Origin of the sequence: Arthrobacter sp. Marseille-P9274, assembly GCF_946892675.1 — a bacterium.
GTDB lineage: Bacteria > Actinomycetota > Actinomycetes > Actinomycetales > Micrococcaceae > Crystallibacter.
Window position 1 is genome coordinate 2,740,268 of sequence record NZ_CAMPOV010000001.1, and the last position, 20,331, is coordinate 2,760,598.

General features: G+C 69.3%; 20 protein-coding genes and 2 riboswitches. Of the genes, 8 read left to right on the forward strand and 12 right to left on the reverse strand.

The window, feature by feature from the left end:
* Positions 1-7 precede the first annotated feature (7 nt).
* From fdhD to OC550_RS12710, 8 genes are all read right to left on the reverse strand, one after another.
* The gene (fdhD, locus tag OC550_RS12675; RefSeq protein ID WP_262106120.1) at positions 8-862 is read right to left on the reverse strand and encodes a formate dehydrogenase accessory sulfurtransferase FdhD; all 855 of its coding nucleotides are present in this window, start codon (positions 860-862) and stop codon (positions 8-10) included.
* 24 nt (positions 863-886) lie between these two features.
* Positions 887-2,083 (reverse strand): molybdopterin molybdotransferase MoeA, encoded by a 1,197-nt coding sequence (locus tag OC550_RS12680; RefSeq protein WP_262106121.1) that lies wholly within the window; start codon positions 2,081-2,083, stop codon positions 887-889.
* The gene (locus OC550_RS12685) at positions 2,080-2,379 is read right to left on the reverse strand and encodes a DUF6457 domain-containing protein (protein WP_262106122.1); all 300 of its coding nucleotides are present in this window, start codon (positions 2,377-2,379) and stop codon (positions 2,080-2,082) included. Before OC550_RS12685 ends, OC550_RS12680 begins: the two co-directional genes overlap by 4 nt.
* Before the next feature lie 56 nt (positions 2,380-2,435).
* Positions 2,436-3,095 (reverse strand): molybdenum cofactor guanylyltransferase, encoded by a 660-nt coding sequence (locus tag OC550_RS12690; RefSeq protein ID WP_262106123.1) that lies wholly within the window; start codon positions 3,093-3,095, stop codon positions 2,436-2,438.
* Positions 3,095-3,595 (reverse strand): HNH endonuclease, encoded by a 501-nt coding sequence (locus tag OC550_RS12695; protein ID WP_262106124.1) that lies wholly within the window; start codon positions 3,593-3,595, stop codon positions 3,095-3,097. The genes OC550_RS12690 and OC550_RS12695 overlap by 1 nt, the downstream gene beginning before the upstream one ends.
* A gap of 276 nt (positions 3,596-3,871) precedes the next feature.
* Positions 3,872-4,645 (reverse strand): C40 family peptidase, encoded by a 774-nt coding sequence (locus OC550_RS12700; protein ID WP_262106125.1) that lies wholly within the window; start codon positions 4,643-4,645, stop codon positions 3,872-3,874.
* 4 nt (positions 4,646-4,649) lie between these two features.
* Positions 4,650-4,854: riboswitch (cyclic di-AMP (ydaO/yuaA leader) on the reverse strand.
* 321 nt (positions 4,855-5,175) lie between these two features.
* On the reverse strand, positions 5,176-5,964 hold the full coding sequence (locus OC550_RS12705; RefSeq protein ID WP_262106126.1) for a M23 family metallopeptidase: 789 nt from the start codon (positions 5,962-5,964) through the stop codon (positions 5,176-5,178).
* Between the two features lie 4 nt (positions 5,965-5,968).
* A riboswitch (cyclic di-AMP (ydaO/yuaA leader) is annotated at positions 5,969-6,183 on the reverse strand.
* 120 nt (positions 6,184-6,303) lie between these two features.
* Positions 6,304-6,999, reverse strand: a complete 696-nt coding sequence (locus tag OC550_RS12710) for a metal-dependent transcriptional regulator (RefSeq protein WP_262106127.1) — start codon at positions 6,997-6,999, stop codon at positions 6,304-6,306.
* A 262-nt stretch (positions 7,000-7,261) separates the two neighbouring features.
* Between OC550_RS12710 and serC the strand changes: the two genes are divergently transcribed.
* On the forward strand, positions 7,262-8,395 hold the full coding sequence (gene serC, locus OC550_RS12715; protein ID WP_262106128.1) for a phosphoserine transaminase: 1,134 nt from the start codon (positions 7,262-7,264) through the stop codon (positions 8,393-8,395).
* A gap of 52 nt (positions 8,396-8,447) precedes the next feature.
* Here the strand turns inward: serC and OC550_RS12720 are convergent, their stop codons facing one another.
* The 3 genes from OC550_RS12720 to OC550_RS12730 are packed head-to-tail and all read right to left on the reverse strand — an operon-like array spanning position 8,448 to position 10,826.
* Positions 8,448-9,725: an MFS transporter gene (locus tag OC550_RS12720; protein WP_262106344.1), complete on the reverse strand. Its 1,278-nt coding sequence runs from the start codon at positions 9,723-9,725 to the stop codon at positions 8,448-8,450.
* Between the two features lie 51 nt (positions 9,726-9,776).
* Complete coding sequence (locus OC550_RS12725) at positions 9,777-10,433, reverse strand: DUF3027 domain-containing protein (RefSeq protein ID WP_262106129.1); 657 nt, start codon at positions 10,431-10,433, stop codon at positions 9,777-9,779.
* A 9-nt stretch (positions 10,434-10,442) separates the two neighbouring features.
* Positions 10,443-10,826 (reverse strand): cold-shock protein, encoded by a 384-nt coding sequence (locus tag OC550_RS12730; protein ID WP_262106130.1) that lies wholly within the window; start codon positions 10,824-10,826, stop codon positions 10,443-10,445.
* Positions 10,827-11,021: 195 nt separating this feature from the next.
* Between OC550_RS12730 and OC550_RS12735 the strand changes: the two genes are divergently transcribed.
* The 6 genes from OC550_RS12735 (at position 11,022) to OC550_RS12760 (ending at position 18,315) form a co-directional block, all read left to right on the forward strand.
* Positions 11,022-11,276 (forward strand): hypothetical protein, encoded by a 255-nt coding sequence (locus OC550_RS12735; protein ID WP_262106131.1) that lies wholly within the window; start codon positions 11,022-11,024, stop codon positions 11,274-11,276.
* 44 nt (positions 11,277-11,320) lie between these two features.
* Positions 11,321-13,954, forward strand: coding sequence for a helicase-associated domain-containing protein (locus OC550_RS12740; RefSeq protein WP_262106132.1), 2,634 nt, complete (start codon positions 11,321-11,323; stop codon positions 13,952-13,954).
* Positions 13,947-15,620, forward strand: coding sequence for a DNA repair helicase XPB (locus OC550_RS12745; RefSeq protein WP_262106133.1), 1,674 nt, complete (start codon positions 13,947-13,949; stop codon positions 15,618-15,620). The genes OC550_RS12740 and OC550_RS12745 overlap by 8 nt, the downstream gene beginning before the upstream one ends.
* A 133-nt stretch (positions 15,621-15,753) precedes the next feature.
* Positions 15,754-16,464: a response regulator transcription factor gene (locus OC550_RS12750; RefSeq protein ID WP_262106134.1), complete on the forward strand. Its 711-nt coding sequence runs from the start codon at positions 15,754-15,756 to the stop codon at positions 16,462-16,464.
* Positions 16,465-16,493: 29 nt separating this feature from the next.
* Positions 16,494-17,924 carry a cell wall metabolism sensor histidine kinase WalK gene (locus OC550_RS12755; protein WP_262106135.1) on the forward strand — a complete coding sequence of 477 codons (1,431 nt, stop codon included), beginning with the start codon at positions 16,494-16,496 and terminating at the stop codon, positions 17,922-17,924.
* Between the two features lie 100 nt (positions 17,925-18,024).
* Entirely contained in the window at positions 18,025-18,315 is a 291-nt protein-coding gene (locus tag OC550_RS12760; protein ID WP_262106136.1) for a WXG100 family type VII secretion target, read from the forward strand.
* Positions 18,316-18,407: 92 nt separating this feature from the next.
* Here OC550_RS12760 and OC550_RS12765 read toward each other — a convergent pair whose 3' ends face one another.
* A complete protein-coding gene (locus OC550_RS12765; protein ID WP_262106137.1) occupies positions 18,408-19,346 on the reverse strand; it encodes a ribonuclease HI family protein in 939 nt (312 codons plus the stop codon).
* Between the two features lie 51 nt (positions 19,347-19,397).
* Here OC550_RS12765 and OC550_RS12770 point away from each other — a divergent pair, with 51 nt between their 5' ends.
* Complete coding sequence (locus OC550_RS12770) at positions 19,398-20,303, forward strand: DUF4031 domain-containing protein (protein ID WP_262106138.1); 906 nt, start codon at positions 19,398-19,400, stop codon at positions 20,301-20,303.
* Positions 20,304-20,331 lie beyond the last annotated feature (28 nt).

Genomic DNA, 20,331 nt, shown 5'->3' on the forward strand with positions numbered 1-20,331 from the left:
GCTGCCGTCACACGGAAATCTCGACTCCGGCACGGACCAGCCGCCCCGGGTGCGAGTAGACGTTGACCGTCTCACCGCGGCTGAAGCCGGCGAGGGTCAGGCCCGTTTCTTCCGCCAGTTCGACGGCGAGCGAGGACGGCGCACTCACCGCGGAGAGCACCGGAATTCCGGCCAGGTAGGCCTTCTGCACCAGTTCGAACGAGGCCCGGCCCGAGACCTGCAGCACCGTCCCGCGCAGCGGCAGGCGGCCCTCACGCAGGGCCCAGCCGATGACCTTGTCCACCGCATTGTGTCGTCCGACGTCTTCGCGCAGGCACAGCAGTTCGCCGTCGAACGTAAACAGCCCGGCCGCGTGCACTCCCCCGGTGCGCTCGAACACCTGCTGGCGACGCCGCAGCTGGTCCGGCAGCGCCAGCAGCGTCTCCAATGCCAGGCCGCCGCCCTCCGGCGGCGGTTCCAGCCCGAAGTGCGAATTCTTGGTGACCGCATCGATGGACGCCGTGCCGCAGATCCCGCAGGAACTGGAGGTATATACATGCCGCTCCAGCGAGGTGTCCGGCAGCGGCACGCCCGGGGCCAGCTGCGCCTCGATGACGTTGTAGGTCTGCCGGCCATCCTCGTCCTCGCCGGCGCAGAACCGCATCGCGCCGAGCTGCTCGGGCTGCCAGACGACGCCCTCGGAGACGAGGAAGCCGGCGACCAGGTCGAAGTCGTCGCCCGGCGTGCGCATCGTGACGCTGAAAGGCTTGCGGCCCAGCCGGATTTCCAGCGGCTCTTCGGCCGCCATGATGTCTTCCCGGCGCCGCGGCGGGCCAGCCAGGCTGAGTTTGAGCACCTTCCGGCGCTGCGTTACGCGTCCCATGTTTTCCTCCGGTTCAAGCCTAAGTCACCACGGCAGCGGCAAGGTAGGCAGCTGCTGTCCCCGGCGCGCACCTTCCGGGGGAACAACGACGACGCCGGCCGCCGCTGCGAGGCCGCGCATCATCGCCGATCCGACGTGGTCTGCCGGCACGGCGCCCTGCTCGTCGAGCGCGTACGGGACGAGCCGGTGCCTGCCCTCGAGGGGCGCGAAGCGGGCGCCGGACTGCACGCTGTCCAGCGGCGGAAGCTGCCGGCCGGTCAGGCCTGCGAGCAGCGGCGCGCCGAGGGTGAGGAGGGCCATCATGGCCGCCAGCGGATTGCCGGGCAGCCCGACCACCAGCCGGCCGTCGGCAAGGCGGGCGAGCAGGGCCGGGTGGCCCGGGCGCATGCGGATGGAAGGGACCAGGATCTGCGCGCCCGCCGCCTTCAGCACGGCGCGGAGATGGTCCGCGCGCGAATGCCCGGTACCGCCGGTCGTCACGACGACGCGGCCCCCGCAGCCATCGATGGCCGCGCGGGTCGCAGCAAAATCGTCGGGCAGCCGGCGGGGCGGGAACGGCTTGCCGCCGAGGGCGGAGACGATGGCCGGCAGCGTCGGCCCGAAGGTGTCGCGGACGTGGCCCGGGGCCGGGAGCCCCGAGGTCACGACCTCGTCGCCGGTGAGCAGCAGGGCGACCTCGGGAGCCGGGTGGACCGGCAGGCCGTCGTGGCCGCAGACGGCCGCAATGGCTAGATGGGCCGGCGTCAGCCGGGTTCCCGCCGGCACGACCGTGTCCCCGGCGGCGGCCTCCTCGCCCGCGGGACGGATGTGCCGGCCGGGCGCGGGTTCCTCGCCGGAAACGCCCGGAGCACGGTCCAGCAGCGGCCGCCCGTGCCGCTCTCCGAGCACGCCGTATTCGCTGCGCAGCACCGCGTCCGTGCCTTCGGGGATCAGGCCACCGGTGACAACCGGTGCCGCTTCGCCCGACCGCAGGGCGCTGCCCGGAGGCTTCAGCAGCCAGGGCCCGGCACCGGACACCGTCCAGCCGTCCATGGCGGACGAGGCATAGTGCGGAACCGGCAGCTGCGCGGCCACCCGCTCGGCGAGGACCAGGCCCAGGCACCGCTCCAGCGGGACGGTTTCGGCCGGCCCGGCGGGGTCCTGTCCAAGAGCTTCGCGGCCGGCCGACCAGGCTTTCTCCCTGGCCGTTGCCCAGGCAACGGAGTCAGGCTCGGCGCTCACGCCCGCACGGGCTGGTCCGGGCCGCCGGCGCCGCCGTGCTGCCGGGCCACCTCGTCTGCCACCCGGCTCGCCGCGCGCATCGCGGCCTCCGGCGAGGCTTGGCCGGTAGCCACTGCCAAACCGGCGGCATAGCCGACGATGAAGGTCGTCACCGGGGCCGCGGGCCGGACCACACTGTGGGCCGCCACGCCGGCCAGGTTGAGCACCGAATCAAGGTCGATGGGCGTGTCCTCGATTTCGAGGGCGGCGAGCAGTTCGGCGACAAAAGGTTGCAGCTGCTCTTCGACGGCGGCCATCCGGTCCTCCGATGTTCTCCCCGGCGGGCGGGGCTAGGCACGATCTTTAGATCAGGCTACGGCGCAGGCCGCGCGATGCCAAAGCGCCCGGCGTCCTCCCACGTGTCCACGTCATCGGTAGCTGCGGCGGCCAGCGGGAACCGGGCCGCGGGCAGGTCCGCGATCAGCTTCCGGACCGAAAGTCCCTGCAGGTCGGCCGCGGTGAACCGGGCCAGTGCTTCCCGGAGCGCACGGCTGTCCGCGCAGCACGCCAGTGGCTGGATCCTTCCGCCGGCGTCCACGGGCAGCCACAGCCGCGCGGAGGGCGCGGCGGCGACGGCGTCCAGCAGCTGTTCGGGCAGCCGGCCGGCGGCGGGCATGTCGCAGGCGAGGATCAAGGTGAGGCCCGCCCCCCGCGGCCTCCCGCCGTCGTGCTCCTTTCCGCTTCCCTGGTCCAGCGCCGCGACGCCGGCCGCGATGCCGGCCGCCGGCCCGGCGAAGGGCGGGTCCTCCCGGGTCAAGACGGCCTCCGGAGCGCCCGCGCCGCGGCGGAAGGTCGCCAGCTCGCCGGCTAGCTCCCCGGGGCCGACCACGGCGATCCGCTGGGCGCGGCAGACGGCTTCCAGGGTCCGCAGCAGCAGCGATTTCCCTTCCAGCCGCAGCAGGGCCTTCGGCGTGCCGGACAGGCGCGAGGATCTGCCGCCGGCCAGGATGACGGCGTCGAAGGTACGATCCATCAGGCCGCCGGATTGCGGTCCAGGAACTCGCTCCAGGCCGGGGCGGGCCGGTCGAGTTCGCGGATCCGCCAATGAGTGCCGTGGGGTGCGCGGGGAACGATCCGCAGGTGCCAGCCCAGCTGGTTCAGGGTGCGGTCCCCCTTGGCGTTGTTGCACCGCAGGCAGCAGGCCACCAGGTTCTCCCAACTGTCCTCGCCGCCGCGCGAACGCGGCTTGACATGGTCCACCGTGTTGGCGGTCTTGCCGCAGTAGGCGCATAGGTAGCCGTCCCGGCGCAGCACGCCGCGGCGGGTGACCGTGGTGTCCTGCCGGTACGGGATCTTGATGTAGCGGTTGAGCAGGATCACGGAGGGACGGCCCAGGATGTCATTCGGCCCGACCACCGGATCCCCGTCCTCGGCGATGACGCTCGCTTTGCCAGTGAGCACAAGGAGCAACGCCCGGCGGAAGGTCACTACCGCCAGCGGCTCATATCCAGCGTTCAGAACGAGTGTGCGCATTGCACATTCCTGTTCGTCCGACCACGTCCGGTCAGCGGGATCACTGCTGTGCCCGGCCATGATGATTCGTCACCGACAAGAGTTAGAGTAAGCGCAATTCGCGGCGCTGCGCTAATTCTTTTGGCTGCCGGACCGGCGACGCGGCTCCCGGGCCGCCGCTTAAACCTTCTGTCCCCTACCGATTTACAAGGGAACGCCGCACCTTGGGGTGCGGCGTTCCTTTGTTCGTGACGGCCGGCCGGGATGCTGTGCGAACCGGCCGGCTCACGGTGATGCTTAGGCGCTGGGGCGGATGAAGACCGGGCCCGAGCCGATGTAGGCGTCGGCGAGGGTGGTGGTGTATCCGGTCCAGCCGCCGTGGATGGCCTGGCCGTTACCCACGTAGATGGCGATGTGGGGAACGCCGGCTCCGGCGTCGTCGTAGTAGATCATGTCGCCCGGCTGGGGCGTGGAGACCTGGGTGCCGTAGGCGAAGAACTGGGCCGGGGCGAGGTCACCGACGGAGATACCGGCGGAGCGCAGGGCGTTCTCGACCATCGCGGTGCAGTCCTGGGAGACGCCGATCTGGCTGTAGGCGGAGGCGACCAGTGCGGCACCGATGCCGCTGGCGGCAACGTCGGCCTTGGGAGCCTTGGCGGCCTTCTCTTCTGTCTTGGGGGCCGGGGCTTCCGCGGCGGGCGCCTCTTCGGCGGGCGCAACCTCTTCGGACACAGCTTCAACGACCGGCTCCGGCTCCTCCACCGGTGCCGGCGTGGAGCTGATGCTCGGGCGGTCGAACTCGATGTCGGCAGCGTTGGAGGCCTGGACGGCCTCGACCTGGATGCGGGACGGAGCCGCGGCTGCTGCCTGGACGGAGGCGTCGCGCTGGATCGCGGTGGCCTGGGCGGGAACGCCGACGGTCAGGACCAAGCCGGACGCAGCTGCGATGACGGCAGCCTGGCGGCCCATGGAACCGGCGTTCGAGGAAACAGCCTTGGAGATCGTCTCCAACGGGCTGGTGCGCACGGGGACGGCACGATGGCGACCCGTGACTGAAGTGTTCTTAGACACGATCAATACCTCTCCCCATGCCTGCGAGGTGAGCTGTCGGGTTCGGATGGGAGTCATCCGGCCATGGGAATTCCGTCAACAATCCGGAATGGCCCAAAACTTAACCCCAAGGGTTTCAACTGAAACCCACAAAGTGGTTCCCCCGCCCCTGCCATGCGAATGTTTATGCGAACGGACCCCGGTCGGTGGCAGAGCTCGGCAATCCATCCGGAGGCACCAAATCATGTCTGCGATTTGGCACGAGTTAGAGAATATACGATCCCCGGAGATAAGTCACATTCAGATCACAACGCGGCGACGGAACGATCACGACAGGCTCCATCCCACACCGGAACGTTTCATCAGACGTCCGGAAAATGCGGGAACAATCGATCAAAAGTGAATTGCGCCACAGTTGTCGGCGGGCGGCAAAACCTCGGAGGAATGCCGACGGAACCAGCTGTGCAGCACAGATTAAACACCGAAGCGCAAAGGCTTGGTTTTACTGCCGATAATGGGCTAACGCCCTATCCCGCGCCCCGGACAATGGCTTAGAGCCAGCCCTTCGGATCCACCATGTCCCCATTCACGACAACTTCGAAATGGAGGTGGCAGCCGGTGGAATTCCCCGTGGTGCCGCTTTGGGCGAGGAGGTCGCCGCGGGAGACCTTGTCGCCGGTCTTGGCGCTGATGCTGGTGAGGTGGTTGTAGGTGGTCTTCAGGCCGTTGCCATGGTCTACCACGACGCGGTTTCCGTAGCCGCCGGCCCAGCCGGCTTCCGTCACGGTGCCGCCCGCGGCGGAGTAGACCGGGCTGCCGCAGGCTGCCCCGTAGTCCTGGCCGGTGTGCATTTCCCCGGCGTAGCCGGTAACGGGGTTGACCCGGAAGCCGAACGGCGAGGTCATCTTCATGCTGTCCATCGGCTGCGAGAGCGTCCCCTCGCTACCGATCGGTTTGGCGTCCTCCCCGGCGGCGACCATGACCTGCTCGAGCTTCGCGTCCGGGTCGAACGTGCTGCTCAGGCCGGTCCGCTGGAACTGCAGTTCAACCCCGGCCGCTGCGGTCACCGGCTGTCCGGAAACCGCGACGGCGCCCGTTCCGGCGGCTTCGGCGACGTCCGGGCCCGGGGTGGCATTGCCGGCTGTCGTCGGCAACAGAATGGTCAGCGCCAGGCCTGAGGCGGCGGCGGCAACGGCGGCCTTGTGGCCGGCACCACGGACCGATGACTTCGATGATGCTGCAACCTCGGCGCGGCGGCGGCCGGTGGCTGCGGTGCGAGGCCGCCGGACCGGTACGGGGGCGGCCGAACGGCGCCGTCCCGTTGCTCTTAGTTCTGACAACAGTCTTCCCTCTCCTGGAAGCCTGCGAAGTTAGCTGTCGGGTTCGAGTAGAAGAAACTCGGCCTCGCTGGGCATGCGGCATCAGCGGATAAACCGGCAGGTGCCGAACACAAACGAGGCTTCACCCCAAGGCAGCTGAACGGCGCTGCCGGTAGTGGGTCCTCCGCCCCTGTCGGATTCAGACGCTGGTCCGCCGACAGGGTTCGGCTGCGGATCAGGTAACGCCAATGCATCGGCGCCAAGCAACAACTATAGGGGCAGAAAGCTCTAAGTGATAAATCCGTTATCCAAGCTTGTGGATAACGGATTTAAACGTTGCTGGCTAGGGCGAAGGCCGGCTTAGCTCAGGGATACAAAGATGTGCGCCGCGACTTCCGGGGGAAGTTCGAGGGCTCCCTCGATGCCCGGCACACGAACCGAAATGTACTCTCCTACCGTGGCCAACTGCAGTTCGGCGCCCGGCTTGAGTCCGCCTTCCTCCAACTGCAGCAGCAGCTCCGGGTCGACTTGGATCGGCTCGGCCAGCCGGACGATGACCACGCGCTGCTCCGCCGAGTAGCCGCGCATGGCCTCGCTGAGGTTCACCATGCCGGTGGCAAATTCGGCGGCGGGCTCCCCGCCGAGGGCCTCGAGGCCTGGGATCGGGTTGCCGTAGGGCGATTCCTTCGGCCGGCCCAGGAGCTCGTAGAGACGCTGTTCGACCCGCTCGCTCATCACGTGTTCCCAGCGGCAGGCTTCGTCGTGCACGTAGGCCCACTCCAGTCCGATCACGTCTGCGAGCAGGCGCTCGGCCAGCCGGTGCTTCCGCATGACCTCGACCGCCCGCTGGCGCCCGTGCTCGGTCAGCTCCAGGTGGCGGTCGTCCGAGACCACCACAAGGCCGTCCCGTTCCATCCGGCCGATGGTCTGCGAAACGGTGGGACCCGAGTGGCGCAGCCGCTCGGCGATGCGTGCCCGAAGGGCTACGATGTTCTCCTCTTCCAGCTCGAGAATCGTCCGCAGATACATCTCGGTGGTGTCGATGAGATCAGTCACTTATTTCTTGCTCCTCGGCGCAGATGGCGGGAATCCGCTTCTCAAACCGACGCACCGGCGTCGTTGTCCCACAGTCCAGATTAGCCTGTTTGCCGCACTGGACAGTCAACCGGGTCCCGCCTCGCGCGCGTCCCCGGTTCCAGACTGCGCGACTGGCGCCCGGTAGTTAACAGTTAACGGGCCGGCCGAAGGGTACGGCAGAATATAGACCGTTCAATGGCGAACTTCACGTCAACACCGTAGCCTGCCAGGAAGAGACCAGATGAGCGACAACCAGTCCATAAGCATCCCCGCAGAACTGCTGCCCCAGGACGGTCGCTTCGGTGCCGGCCCCTCCAAGGTCCGCCCCGAGCAGATCGATGCCGTGGTGCAGGCCGGCCGCAACCTGCTGGGCACTTCCCATCGGCAGGCTCCCGTCAAGAACCTGGTCGGCAGCGTTCGCGAAGGACTCCAGGAATTCTTCCAGGCGCCGGAGGGCTACGAGGTGGTTCTCGGCATCGGCGGGGCGACTGCGTTCTGGGACATCGCAGCCTTCGGACTGGTCGAGGAGAAGGCCCAGCACCTCTCCTTCGGCGAGTTCAGCTCGAAGTTCGCCGCCGCCACGAACAAGGCGCCGTTCCTGGCGGAGTCCTCGATCATCAAGTCTGAGCCGGGTTCCCTGCCCGAGCCGCAGGCCGAGGCCGGTGTGGACGTCTACGCCTGGGCCCAGAACGAAACCTCGACCGGCGTCGCCGCTCCCGTCAAGCGGGTGGCCGGCGCGGACGACGGCGCGCTGGTCCTCATCGACGCGACGTCCGCGGCGGGCGGCCTCGACGTCGACGTGGCCGAGAGCGACGTCTACTACTTCTCCCCGCAGAAAAACTTCGCCTCCGACGGCGGCATCTGGCTGGGCCTGTTCTCCCCCGCCGCGCTGGAGCGTGCCGCACGGATCGGCGCCTCGGACCGCTGGGTGCCGGACTTCCTGAGCCTGACCACGGCGATCGACAACTCGCTGAAGAACCAGACCTACAACACCCCGGCCTTGGCCACGCTGGTCACCCTGAACAACCAGATCGAGTGGCTCAACGGCAACGGCGGCCTCAAATTCGCGTCCGAGCGGACCGCGGATTCCGCCGGCCGCGTGTACAGCTGGGCCGAGGCGTCGAAGAACACCACCCCGTACGTGGCCAACCCCGAGCACCGCTCCAATGTCATCGTCACGGTCGATTTCGACGAGAGCATTGACGCCGCGGCGGTCGCCAAGGTGCTGCGCGCCAACGGCGTCGTGGATGTGGAGCCGTACCGCAAGCTCGGCCGCAACCAGCTGCGCATCGCCACCTTCGTGGCCATCGAGCCCGAGGACGTCAGCGCACTGCTCAAGTGCATCGACTACGTCGTGGAACAGCTCAACGGCTGACGCCGTCCGCACCAACGGCTGAAGCGCACCGGCAACGGGGCGCTTCAGCCGTTTAAGGGCCGCGCTGCGAGCCGCTGCGCTGGGGCAGGTACACGATGCGCACCCGACGCCCGGCCGCCCTGTCATACGCGAAGCGCAGCCGCCGCGCACGCCAGGCCCAGACCAGCCCGATCAAGGCCGCGACGACGCCGGAGATCGCGGCGACGCCGAGCCCCCACCGGGGCCCGCAAAGGTTGGAGACCAGGCCGACGAACGGCGCCCCCAGCGGCGTCCCGCCCATGAAGATGGCCATGTACAGCGCCATCACGCGGCCCCGCATCACGGGATCGGTTGTCGTCTGCACATAGGCGTTCGCGCTGGTCATGATGGTCAGCGACGAGACGCCGACCAGCACCAGGGCTGCCCCGAAGAGCCAGACGTTGGGCATCAGCGCGGCCGCGGTGCAGGTGACCGCGAAGAGCGCCGAGGCTCCGAAAACGTAGCGCAGCCGCGGCCGTTCGCGCCGGGCCGAGAGCAGGGCACCCGCCACGGAGCCGACGGCCATCACCGAGGACAGCAGGCCGAAATCGCCGGCGTGGCCGCCGAACTCGGTCCGCGCCATCCCCGCAATATAGATGGCGAAGTTCAGGCCGAACGTGCCGATGATGAAGATCGCCCACATCACCACCACCAGGTCCGGCCGGTGGCGCACGTAGCGGAAGCCTTCGCGGATCTTGCCCTTGCCCTTCGGCGCCCGCGGCAGCACCCGCAGCTCGGAGCGGCGGATGGCCAGCAGCGCCGCGATGAGTGCGGCAAAGGTCGCCGCGTTGATCAGGAACACCCAGCCCGGTCCCACGGCCACGGTCAGGACGCCGGCCACGGCCGGGCCCACCATCCGGGCCAGGTTGAAGGAGGTGCTGTTCAGCGCCACCGCGTTCGGCAGGAAGTCGTCGCGCACCAACTCGGAGACGAAGGTCTGCCGCGCCGGCGCGTCTACCGATGAGACGATGCCGAGGGCCAGGGCGAACGCGTAGACGTGCCAGAGTTCCGCCACCTCGGCGATGACCATCAGCCCCAGGCCCAGCCCCAGCAACGCCATGCTCAGCTGGGTGGCCATCAGGATCTTCCGCCGGTCGAACCGGTCCGCGATCAGACCGGACCAGGGAGCCATCAGCAGCTGCGGTCCCAGCTGCAGCGCCATCACGATGCCCATCGCGGCGGCGTCCTGGGCCGTCAGGATGTCATAGACCAGCCAGTCCTGCGCGGTCCGCTGCATCCACGTGCCGATGTTGGACACGATGGCGCCGACAAACCAGATCCGGTAGTTGAAGAACTGCAGGGATCGGAACATCGAGCTCACTTTCCCTTCCTCCTGCAGGACTCATTTCGGACGCCGAGGTGGCTATCCGTTGGCCTCCGGTGCCTCGTCGGCGGACCCGGCGGCGCCAGCCTCGCCATCGGGCTGTCCGGCCGCGGATTCGGAGCCATGCTCCGGCATTTCGGCGCTGTCCCCGGAGCGGCCTTCCGGCGCCTCCGGATCTTCTTCGCTAACGACGGCGGCGTCCGAAGTTTCGTCCGATCCGTCCTGCGCCATGGGTGCCGGAATCCCGGCGCTGCCCTCGGTGGAAGCCTCAGTGGAGGCCTCGGCATCGGTCGAGGCTTCCGCCGCTTCGGCTTCCCGAGCCTCCGCTGCTTCCTCCGGCCGGACGCGTTCAGACCACGGCACCCAGTCCGGCGCCAACAGCGACTGCCCGGAAGGCAGCAGCCCTACCTCGCACACGGTCACGTGCTTGCTCCGCGGAACCCGCGCCACCGAGGCGAACCACTGCCAGCCGCCGTATCCCGGGACCCGCGCTTCGAACCGATGCACCACCAGCCGCTCGCCCTCGGCCACCGCACTGACGTGCCGCCCTACCTGGTCGGCGGGGGCGATCTCCAGCACGCCCTGGCGTGCCCGCTCGATGGCTTCCGCCAGCACCGCGTCGAGCTTCGGCGCACGCTGGTAGACGCGCCGCCTGGGGGCGGGCGCGGCGGCTGTCTCCGGTTCGGGATTGGTCATGCTCGGAGACTACGCGTCCAGGTCGTCGGCGACACGGCGCAGCACCGCGGCGACCTTGGCGGCATGCGCCTTCTCCGGGTACCGGCCCTTGCGCAGCCCGTTGGAAATGGCATCGAGCAGTTTGATCAGGTCCTCGGTAATGACCGCCATGTCCTCGGCCGGCTTCCGCGTGGCCTTGGCAACCGACGGTTTGGCGTCAATGATCCGCACGGACAGCGCCTGCGCGCCGCGCCGGCCCTCGGCGATCCCGAACTCCATCCGGGTTCCGGCCTTGACCTCTTTCACCCCTGCGGGCAGGGCCGAGGCATGCAGGAAAACTTCCTGGCCTTCGTCCGTGGCCAGGAAGCCGAATCCCTTCTCAGTGTCGAACCACTTCACCTTGCCGATTGGCACTTGAGCTACCTCGTTCTACGGTTTGATGCACCGGCTTCTCGCCCGGTGCTGCCTTGCTGCTCCGCCTGGGTTCCGGCCGCCGGCGCGCTATTGCACCGGCTCCGTCGCAGACGGGAAGTCCGTATCTAGATTAGCCTGTCCGGCTGCCCCTTCTGCGACTTTGCCGGCATCTTGTCCGCTGTTAGCGTTATGGGCATGTCCGGCCACGCTCCCGTTCCCCCGCCCGGCGGCAGTTCCGAGGCCAGCAAGCTGCTCGTCACGGTAATCCTGCTGGCCGCCGTAATCTCCGCCGCCGGCATTGTGAGCCTCGCTGTCATCCTGATCGCAGCACTCTTCGGCGCCGAAACCTGGCCCGGCTTCGTGGGCATCGCCTGGGTCGGCTTCCCCGTCGCCTTCCTGCTGATGGGCGCCATGGTCATCCGCAACATCCGCCGCCGCCGCAGCCTCTGACGCACCGGCGGCCCCCGGAGCCTGCTGCGGGTACCGTTAAGACGGTGTCCTCCATCCGGGCGCTGGCCCACGATCTGGCGGCCCGCAGCAACGACCAGCTGCGGGAGCTGTTCGTTGCCCGGCCGGATCTTTGCCTCCCTCCCGTTCCGGATTTCCCGGCCCTGGCCGCCCGCGCCTGCACCCGCGTCAGCCTGCAGCGCGCGCTGGAGAAGCTCAACCGGCCCGAGCTGGAACTGCTGGAAGCGCTGGTCCTGGCCACCGACGTCGATACCGGCACCGCCGCCGACGCCGCCGGCCTGGCCCCGTTGCTGGCCGCACCCGAGGGGCTGGCCCCGGATCAGCCGGTTCCTTACCTCCGGCGACTCCACGACCTGGGCCTGCTGGTGCGCGCGGACGGAGAGCCGCCGGCCACGGAGAGTGCGGAGAATAACGACGGCGGGGGCAGGCACTGCGCCTATCTTCCGCTGGCAAGCCTCGTGGACGTGCTCGGCCCCTACCCGGCGGCGCTGGGTCGCAGCCACCGCGCCCTGGCTTCGCTGAATGCGTCCACCGGCAGCAGGCTCGCCGCCGCCGCCACCGCGCTGCGCGCCGCCGGCCACCGCTTGGCCGGTCCGACCGGGGACGGGGCTGCCGCGGCCGCCGCGCTCGAGGGCTGGCTGCAGCTGCCGGATGTGTGGCCCGCGCTGCTGGCCGACGCTCCCCCGAAGACGGCGGACCTGCTGGAGCGGTTCCGTTCATCGCCCGTGGGTGCCGTGCCCGACGCGCTGCGTCCCATAGATGCGGCGGAGCCGCTCCGCCAGCCGGTGCCCTGGCTGCTGGCGCACGGCCTGCTGGTTCCGCTCGACAACACGCACGTGGAATTGCCGCGGGCCGTCGGACTCCTGCTCCGCGGGGGTGCGGTCGCCGCTCCGTGGCATGTCCGTCCCCCGCTGGCCCCCGGGCCCGGCGCATCCGGTGACGGCTCATCCGTTGTTCGCTCATCCGGTGCTGACGCGTCCGGGACCGTTCGGCCCGCTATCCGGGACAACGCGGCCTTCTCCGCGGTGGCGGAGACGCTGCGCCTGATGTCGGACCTGCTCGGCGCGGCGGCCCGGTCGCCGATAGCCACCCTGCGCGCCGGCGGCGTCGGCGTCCGGGAAGTGCGGCGGCTGGCGGAGGAGCTACAGGCCGGCACCCGGGGGACCGGCTGGCTGCTGGAACTCGCCGCGGCCGCGGGCCTGCTGGTGCTGGATGTCGATACCTCCCGCTGGATCCCGCACGGCGCCGAAGCCTACGCGGCACTGGACCGACACCGGCAGTGGCAGCTGCTGGCCACCGCCTGGCTCGAACTCGGCCGCGCCCCCTCCCTCGCGGGCACCCCGACGGTCGGCTCCGCCACCTCCCTGCCGCGGCGGGGCACGGAAAAGGCGGCCACGGCCGGACCTGCCCCGGTGCGAGGCGCGCAGATCAACGTGCTGGCCGCCGAGGCCGCTCGTCCGGATGCACCGTCGGTGCGCCGCCGGCTGCTGGCTGCCCTGACGGAACTCACCCAACCGACAGCACGGGGCCAGGCCGGAACCGTCCCCGCCCCTTCCTCCGGCCAGGTCATCGCGTACCTTGGTTGGCAGGCGCCGCGGCAGCAGCGGAAGTTCGACCGGCTGGTTCCGGGCATGCTGGACGAAGCGGCGCGCCTGGGACTGATCGGCTCGGGCGCGCTGACCGCCTTCGGCGCCCTGCTGCTCGACGATCCGGCCGCTGCGGCCGAGCTGCTGGCCGATGCGCTGCCTGCCCCGCTGGCCCACTTCATGCTGCAGGGGGACCTGACCGCCGTCGCCCCGGGCTACCTCGAACCCGCCGTCGCGCGGCAGCTGCAGGAGCTCTCCAGCGCCGAAGGCCAGGGCCCGGCCGCCATTCACCGGTTCTCCGCAGACTCCATCCGGCGGGCCCTCGACGCCGGCCGGGACGCGCCCGGAATCCTTGGTTTCCTGGAGCGGCACTCGGCCACCGGCGTGCCGCAGCCCCTGCGCTACCTGGTCGAGGACACTGCGGGGCGGCATGGCGCCATCCGGGTCGGATCGGCCGGTTCCTATCTCCGCGGCGAGGACCCCGAGCTCCTCGACGACCTGCTGGCGGATCCCCGCGCCGCCGGCCTCGGACTGCGCCGCCTCGCCCCGACCGTCGTCGCCGCCTCGGCGAGTGCCGCAGATCTGCTGGCTTCGCTCCGCAGCCTTGGCTACTCCCCCGCGCCGGACCGGGACGGGGTGCCGGCGCTTGGCAGCCCGGAGGGGACCCCGCCCGGAAACACCGAACGCAGCGCACGGACGGAAGGCGCCTCCCCGCCGTCGTCCGCGGTCACCACCAACCCGTGGCAGCTCACGGAGGAGGACCTGCAGGCCCAGCTCGAGCTGCTGCACGGGAGCGCAGCCGACGGGGCCGGCAGGGCCGGCGAAGCCGAGCCGCTGCTGGCGCTGGAGACGCTGCGCCGCGCCATCCGGCTGAAGAAGCGCGTGCGGATGGGTATCGTGGACCCGCACGGCAACCACCGCCGGGAGATCCTGCAGCCGCTGTCGGTCGGCGGCGGCCGGCTCCGCGTGGCGGACCCGGACCGCGGCAACGAGCGGGTGGTGCCGATCCACCGCGTCATGGACATCGAGCTGGTGGAGGACACCGGCACCGAAAAGGAGCAAACGGATGGCTGACGGGCCGCTGATCGTCCAAAGCGACAAGACCATCCTGCTGGAAGTTGACCACGAGCAGGCCACCGAGGCCCGCCACGCCATCGCCGCGTTCGCGGAACTGGAGCGGGCCCCCGAGCACGTGCATTCGTACCGGATCACGCCGCTGGGCCTGTGGAACGCGAGGGCGGCAGGCGTGGACGCCGAGCAGGTGCTGGATACGCTGCTGAACTACTCGCGATTCCCGGTGCCGCACGCCCTGCTGGTCGACATCGAAGAGACCATGTCCCGCTACGGCCGGTTGCGGCTGGAGAAGGATCCGCAGCACGGGCTGGTGCTGCGGACCAACGACTACCCCGTGCTCGAGGAGGTCATGCATGCCAAGAAGATCAAGCCCCTGCTTGGCCCGCGGATCGACGCCGAGACCACGGTGGTGCACTCCTCCGGGCGCGGCCAGCTCAAGCAGCTGCTGCTGAAGCTCGGCTGGCCCGCCGAGGACCTGGCCGGCTACGTGGACGGTACGCCGCACCCGATCCGGCTGACCGAGACGCCTGGCGCAGGCAAGGACAGCGGCGGCTGGCAGCTGCGGCCCTACCAGCAGGTCGCCGCGGAGAACTTCTGGTCCGGCGGGTCCGGCGTGGTCGTCCTGCCCTGCGGCGCGGGCAAGACGCTCGTGGGCGCCGCGGCCATGGCCACCAGCAGCACCACCACGCTGATCCTGGTCACCAACACCGTCTCCGCGCGGCAGTGGAAGGACGAGCTGCTGCGCCGCACCACGCTGACCGAGGAAGAGATCGGCGAATATTCCGGCGCCGTCAAGGAGGTCCGGCCGGTCACCATCGCGACGTACCAGGTCCTGACGATGCGCCGCGGCGGGATCTACCCGCATCTGGAACTGGTGGACGGCCACGACTGGGGCCTGATCATCTATGACGAGGTGCATCTGCTGCCCGCCCCGATCTTCCGCATGACGGCGGACCTGCAGGCGAGGCGGCGGCTCGGCCTGACGGCCACGCTGGTCCGCGAGGACGGCCGCGAAGGCGAGGTCTTCTCGCTGATCGGACCGAAGCGCTACGACGCCCCGTGGAAGGACATCGAGGCGCAGGGCTACATCGCCCCGGCGGACTGCGTGGAAGTGCGCGTGGACCTGCCCCGCGATGAGCGGGTGGCCTACGCCATGGCCGACGACGGCGACAAGTACCGCCTGTGCGCGGCGTCCGACACCAAGTCAGACGTCGTGGAGCGGCTCGCCGCCCGCCACCGCGGGGAGCAGCTCCTCGTGATCGGCCAGTACATCGACCAGCTGGACGACCTCGCCGAGCGCCTCGATGCCCCCGTGATCAAGGGCGAAACCTCGGTCAAGGAACGGCAGCGGCTCTTCGATGAATTCCGCGCCGGCAGCATCCATACGCTCGTGGTCTCCAAGGTGGCAAACTTCTCCATCGATCTTCCGGAGGCCTCGGTGGCGATCCAGGTTTCCGGTTCCTTCGGCTCCCGCCAAGAGGAGGCCCAGCGGCTGGGCCGGCTGCTGCGGCCCAAGTCGGACGGCCGCGCCGCCCGCTTCTACACCGTGGTCGCCCGTGACACCCTGGACCAGGACTACGCCGCCAAACGCCAGCGCTTCCTGGCCGAACAAGGCTATGCCTACACGATCATGGACGCCCAGGACATCCCGAACCCCGCGGAGTAGGCCCGGCCGCCCGCACGCCCGGCTGCGGGCGGCCGCAGGGACCGCCGTCGTCCGCGTTGCGCCAAGGTGGCTCTGGGCCCGCTCCCACCCGACGTGCAGACAACTCCCAGAAACTGTGAGCATACTGGGAAATGTGAAGAAGAACGGACCTGAAGCACGCCTGCTCGTTGTCGACGACGAACCCAACATCCGCGAGCTGCTTTCGACCTCCTTGCGGTTCGCCGGGTTCGATGTCGTTGCTGCCGCGAACGGGCGCGACGCCCTCGCCGCGGCCGAGCAGCACAACCCGGACCTCGCGGTGCTGGACGTCATGCTGCCGGACATGGACGGATTCACGGTCACCCGGCGGCTGCGGGCCGCGGGCCGGCACTTCCCCGTCGTCTTCCTGACCGCCCGGGACGACACCGAGGACAAGGTCACCGGCCTGACTGTCGGCGGTGATGACTACGTCACCAAGCCCTTCAGCCTCGACGAGGTCGTGGCCCGCATCCGGGCCGTGCTGCGGCGCACCCAGCCGCTGCTGGAAGACGACGCGGTCATCCAGGTGGAGGATCTGGAGCTCGACGACGACGCGCATGAGGTCCGCCGCGGCGGCCAGGTCATCGACCTCTCTCCGACCGAGTTCAAGCTGCTGCGCTACCTGATGCTCAACCCAAACCGGGTGCTCTCCAAGGCCCAGATCCTCGATCATGTCTGGGAGTACGACTTCAACGGCGATGCGTCCATTGTGGAGTCCTATATCTCCTACCTGCGCCGGAAGATCGATATCAATCCGGACGCCCCGGCTCTCATCCAGACCAAGCGCGGAGTGGGGTATCTGCTCCGCACGTCGGAAAAGCGCTGACCTTGCTGGAGCGGTGGAACCGTGTCTCGTTGCGGACGCAACTGGTGGCGATTATCAGCGTGCTCGTCGCCACCACGATCGCGGTGCTTTCGGCCTTCACCATCGCGTTCATCCGCAACGACCTGGTCGGGCGGCTGGACCTCAACCTCATCAACAACGCGGAGGTAATGGGCGGAGTACTGCTGTCCCGCGATGACGCAAACCTACGGCTGAGCGGCTACTACGGCGCGCTCCTGCTTCCCGACGGAACAAGCATCAGGAAGACGCCGCGTGTCGACGGCGATGCACCGGCAGTGCCGGAACTGACCCTGCCGGAGGTGCTCCGGCTCGGCAAATCCGCAATCTTCGATCTCAAAGGCACCGCCGCGGGAAGCCCGGGATGGCGTGCGTTTGCCTACGTGCTGCCCAACGAGGGCGGTACCGTCGTGATCGCCCGGTCCTACAAGGAAATCAACGACACCGTAGACTCCGCCACGGCGCTGAGCCTGCTGCTGGGACTCTTTGCCACCGTGTCGGCTTCGGCGATCGCGTGGCTTGCCGTCACGCGCGCCTTCCGGCCCTTGGCCAGGGTGGAGAAAACGGCCGCCGCTATCGCCGCCGGGGACCTTTCCCGCCGCGTGGAGGTGGACAACCCGGCCACGGAAATCGGACGGCTCTCGAGTTCCCTGAACGCGATGCTTGCCCACATCGAAACCGCGTTCGCCGCCAAGGCCGCCTCGGAGACGGGCATGCGGCGGTTCGTCGCCGACGCATCCCACGAGCTGCGCACGCCCCTGGTAACCATCCGGGGCTTCTCAGAGCTTTACCGCCACGGGGCCCTCCAGACGGAGGAAGACGTCAAGGCCGCGATGGGCCGGATCGAGGCCGAGGCCCAGCGCATGGGGCAACTGGTGGAGGACCTGCTGACCCTGGCCCGCGTGGACGAGCAGCGTCCGCTGGAGTCGAAGCCGCTGGACCTCCTGCTGCTGGGCAACGATGCCGCGATGGATGCCCGCGCGAGCGCCCCCGACCGCGAGATCAGCGTGATCGGGCTCGACGGGGCCGCCCCGCGCCCCGCCCCCGTTGTGGGCGACGAAGGCCGGCTGCGGCAGGTGATGGCGAACCTGGTCACCAACGCCCTGCGCTACACGCCGGGCGGTTCCCCGATCGAGATCGCCGTCGGCGTGGAGCCGGTGATCGCGGACCGCAAGGACTCGGTGATCGAGGTGCGGGACCACGGCCCCGGAATTTCCGACGACGACGCCGCCCGGGTCTTCGAGCGCTTCTATCGTGCGGACACCTCCCGCTACCGCGAGACGGGCGGGACCGGGTTGGGCCTGGCCATCGTTGCCGCCCTCGTGGCCCAGCACGATGGCACGGTGCGGCTGAGCGAAACGGAGGGCGGCGGCGCCACCATGTCGATCCGCATCCCGTACGAGCCGCTCCCCGAGGTCCCGAATAGCAATTACGAGATCGACTGACGCCTCAGGTTATCCACAACCTGCAGTCCGCCCTCGTCCGGGGGCGGGGACGCGCCTAGCCTCGAAGTGTCATCAAGCCTCAACTTCGAAGGATTCGATCATGGCGGTATTCCACGTAGACAGCGAAGCCCTCAACGCCAAGAGCATGGCCGTGCAGGGCACCATCGGCCGGCTCCAGTCCGAGGTCAACACCATGCAGGCCGGCCTGCGCGAACTTGAGTCGCTCTGGACCGGCTCCGCCTCCGCGAACTTCCAGCAGCTCGTCAGCGAATGGCGGGCTACGCAGCTGAAGGTGGAGGAATCCTTGGCCAGCATCAATGCCGCCTTGGCCCAGGCCTCCCAGCAGTACGCGCAGGCGGAGGAGGCCAACGCCCGTATGTTCATGGGCTAAGTCGGGGCCGGCATCCGGGCCGCCGGATTCCCCCGCGCCGCCCTCGGCGAGGCGTCGCGTCCGCCGCGGCCGGCCGCCGGCGGCCTGCGATGCTAGTTCCGTTCCGGAGTCCCCTGGTGGAACCGCAGCCGCCACTGCTCCCCGTCCCGGAGCCAGAGCGAACTGCGCAGGGCGGATCCGGTCCGCGTGCTGGTGCGGTACGTCAGCAGGATGCTGTCTTCGCCCAACCGTTCAGCGGCGAAGAGCTCCAAGGACGCGTCGGTCTCGGGATCCTCCTGGAGCGAGCTGATCATGGCATCCCTGGTCCACATCCGGCCCGACTGCCCGATCTCCGCGAAGTCCGGATGCAACAGCACGCCGAGCCGGCCGAAGTCCGCACGGGTCCCTGGATCCAGCAATTCCTTCTCGAGCCGGAGCACCACGTCCTCGGCCGAACCCTGCCCGGCCTCGTCGTAGTCCTCGAGGGCGGAGAACAGGTCCGGCTCGGATGAAGGGAGCTGCGGCTCATTGGCCGGCACCGCCGATTCCGCGACGGCCGAGGTGGTTTCGGCATGGCTGGGCAGGGCGCCGGCAAATCCGGGCCCGTGCGGGATGACGGAACCGTTCTGGAAGGCGGTGGCCACCGCACGGGCCCGCACATCGGCGGCCTCGTTCAGGTCGTGCCCGGCATGGCCCTTGACCCACTCGAACTCGTAGCTGCGGCCCTTGATCGCGGCGTCGATCTGCTGCAGCAGGTCCACGTTGAGGACCGGCTTGCCGTCCGCCTTGCGCCAGCCCTTGCGCTTCCATCCCGGCATCCATTTGGTGATGCAGTTGATGACGTACTGGCTGTCGCACAGGATGCGCAGGGGTTCCTGCGGGATATGCTCGGTCGCCTTGAACAGGTCCAGCACGGCCATGAGCTCGCCCTGGTTGTTGGTTCCGTGCGGCCAGCCTCCTGCTGCCCAGGAGTTCTCGTCGATGAACCAGGCCCAGCCCGCGGGCCCGGGATTGCCGAGGGCCGAGCCGTCGGCGGCAGCAGTAATGGTCATGTCCCTATCTTTTCAGATCACCGCAGGCGGTATTGGATCTAGGCTTGCAGGATGGCAATCCTGATCGATCCACCCCGCTGGCCGGCACACGGAACCCGCTTCTCGCATCTGGTCTCCGACGACTCGCTGGAGGAACTTCATGCCTTCGCCGCGGCTGCCGACGTGCCGCCGCGGGCCTTCGATCTCGACCATTACGACGTGCCGCTGGAGCGGTATGCGGAACTCGTGGTCCTCGGTGCGCAGGAGGTATCCGGGGCGGAACTCGTGCGCCGGCTGATCGGGAGTGGGCTGCGCGTGCCCGCCCGGCGCCGTTCCGGGAAGCTGGGCACGGCACTCGCCTCGCGCTGGGCCGGCGTCATGCCGGATCATCCCGGGCTGGGCCGCGAACTCATCCGCCGTTGGGGCGAAGAGCACCGGCACTACCACGACCGGGTGCACCTGCTGGCCGTGCTCGACAGCCTCGACCTGCTGAGGGAGGCGGGCGAAAACCCGGGCCCTCTTCCCCGCGCCGTCACGCTGGCCGCGTGGTTCCACGACGCGGTCTACAACGGCGTGGCCGGCCGGGACGAACAGGATTCGGCGGATCTTGCCGCCCGGCTGCTGCCCTCCGCCGGCATTCCGGCGGCCGAGGTGGACGAGGTGGTCCGGCTGGTGCTGCTGACCGCGGGCCATTCGCCCGAGCTGCAGGATGCTGCCGGCGCCCTGCTCTGCGACGCCGACCTGTCCGTCCTGGGACAGGAGCCGGACGGCTACCGCCGGTACCTGCACAACGTCCGCAAAGAGTACGCGCACATTGCCGACGCTGACTTCGCGGCCGGGCGCGCCGCCGTCGTACGCCGGCTGCTGGCACTGGATCCGCTCTACCGCACGGCCGCCGGCCGCAGGCTGTGGCTGGAGCGGGCACGGGCCAACCTTGCCGCCGAGCTGGTAGCAGCGCCTGCCGGGGATCTTCGCTAGCTGCCGATCGACGGCGTGCAGGAGCGTC

Bases quoted from the DNA above. Each gene is read 5' to 3' on its own strand.
- OC550_RS12690 (WP_262106123.1), bottom strand. From the start codon at position 3,095: ATGGATCGTACCTTCGACGCCGTCATCCTGGCCGGCGGCAGATCCTCG.
- fdhD (WP_262106120.1), bottom strand. From the start codon at position 862: ATGGGACGCGTAACGCAGCGCCGGAAGGTGCTCAAACTCAGCCTGGCT.
- OC550_RS12770 (WP_262106138.1), top strand. From the start codon at position 19,398: ATGGCAATCCTGATCGATCCACCCCGCTGGCCGGCACACGGAACCCGC.
- OC550_RS12685 (WP_262106122.1), bottom strand. From the start codon at position 2,379: ATGGCCGCCGTCGAAGAGCAGCTGCAACCTTTTGTCGCCGAACTGCTC.
- OC550_RS12720 (WP_262106344.1), bottom strand. From the start codon at position 9,725: ATGTTCCGATCCCTGCAGTTCTTCAACTACCGGATCTGGTTTGTCGGC.
- OC550_RS12765 (WP_262106137.1), bottom strand. From the start codon at position 19,346: ATGACCATTACTGCTGCCGCCGACGGCTCGGCCCTCGGCAATCCCGGG.
- OC550_RS12760 (WP_262106136.1), top strand. From the start codon at position 18,025: ATGGCGGTATTCCACGTAGACAGCGAAGCCCTCAACGCCAAGAGCATG.
- OC550_RS12725 (WP_262106129.1), bottom strand. From the start codon at position 10,433: ATGACCAATCCCGAACCGGAGACAGCCGCCGCGCCCGCCCCCAGGCGG.
- OC550_RS12735 (WP_262106131.1), top strand. From the start codon at position 11,022: ATGTCCGGCCACGCTCCCGTTCCCCCGCCCGGCGGCAGTTCCGAGGCC.
- OC550_RS12745 (WP_262106133.1), top strand. From the start codon at position 13,947: ATGGCTGACGGGCCGCTGATCGTCCAAAGCGACAAGACCATCCTGCTG.
- serC (WP_262106128.1), top strand. From the start codon at position 7,262: ATGAGCGACAACCAGTCCATAAGCATCCCCGCAGAACTGCTGCCCCAG.
- OC550_RS12695 (WP_262106124.1), bottom strand. From the start codon at position 3,595: ATGCGCACACTCGTTCTGAACGCTGGATATGAGCCGCTGGCGGTAGTG.